Origin of the sequence: Haloquadratum walsbyi J07HQW2 (genome assembly GCF_000415985.1) — an archaeon.
In the GTDB taxonomy this organism is placed as follows: Archaea; Halobacteriota; Halobacteria; order Halobacteriales; family Haloferacaceae; genus Haloquadratum; species Haloquadratum walsbyi_B.
This window is the reverse complement of sequence record NZ_KE356561.1, coordinates 2,311,845-2,312,822: the sequence shown is the minus strand read 5'-3', so window position 1 is coordinate 2,312,822 and position 978 is coordinate 2,311,845. Positions and strand designations below refer to the sequence as shown.

Genomic DNA, 978 nt, shown 5'->3' with positions numbered 1-978 from the left:
GCCGTACAGCATCCGTCACTCAACCGGAAACTACGCTGAAGCAGAGGGCGGGCTAGCAACCGCCGCCAAACAGCTCCGACACAAGTCAAAGGAGACCACCAAGAAATACAGCCACTCCGGAGTCGAACAGCAACGCGAAACCCTCAACAAACTGGAATAGGAACTCGCCACCGGCTCAGCCCTGGCTGCGGAACTCGCTGTACTGCTCCACACCGATATCACCCAGCCCATTTCTGTCTGCCCACCTACCGAAGTTCAGCAACCGACCCAAAGCCTCCCGGCAGTCACCACTGTCCGAAGCCACCCGCTCAGCAATCACCTCCACAACCCCGTCCTCAACAACTCCAGGTCGGAAAGCCTGCGTCACACGCTGATCAAGAATATCGACAAGCTCCGCCTCAGAATAAGGATCGAAGCCTAGTATCGAGCAGTCCAGACGGCTCTCGCTTCTCGGGTCAAGCCGGACTTGACGTGGATCCCGATTCGACACCATCACCAAGCCCATGTCCTTCTCAATATTGGTGCTCAACATCTCCAAGTCATACACCACCTCAGTCTGGTCTCCCAAACGGTCGAACTCATCTAATGCAACAGCCACACCGCTCCGGCTTTTCCCGATAAACTCCTGCAACCGCGACAGTATCTCATCCACAGGACGACCTTTCCTCGGCGCCGGATACCCCATCTCGATCAACAGCTCGGTGAGAAGAGAGGAACGGGTATCGTACTGCCAGCAGTTGATGTATATCGCCTTGGTTGAGGTCTCACACCGCAACTGGTCGAACACATGACGTACACAGGTCGTTTTCCCGACACCAGCCGGTCCATGAACCAGCAGATTATCAGGTCTCTCATTCCGAGTCAACGGCTTCACAGCCTCAGCGACTCGGCTGATCTCACTGCTGCGACCCACTGGCTCCTGTGGCGTGAAACCTCTCGTCAAATGGGTTTCAGAGCGCAACACTCCCGACGTCTTCG

The 978-nt window shown here is 56.1% G+C and carries 1 protein-coding gene; it reads right to left on the bottom strand.

The genetic code is table 11. From position 1 onward, the window contains the following. Positions 1–175: 175 nt before the first annotated feature. Positions 176–978 (bottom strand): AAA family ATPase (locus J07HQW2_RS10820; RefSeq protein WP_048075253.1); only part of this gene is annotated, 803 nt, incomplete at its 5' end.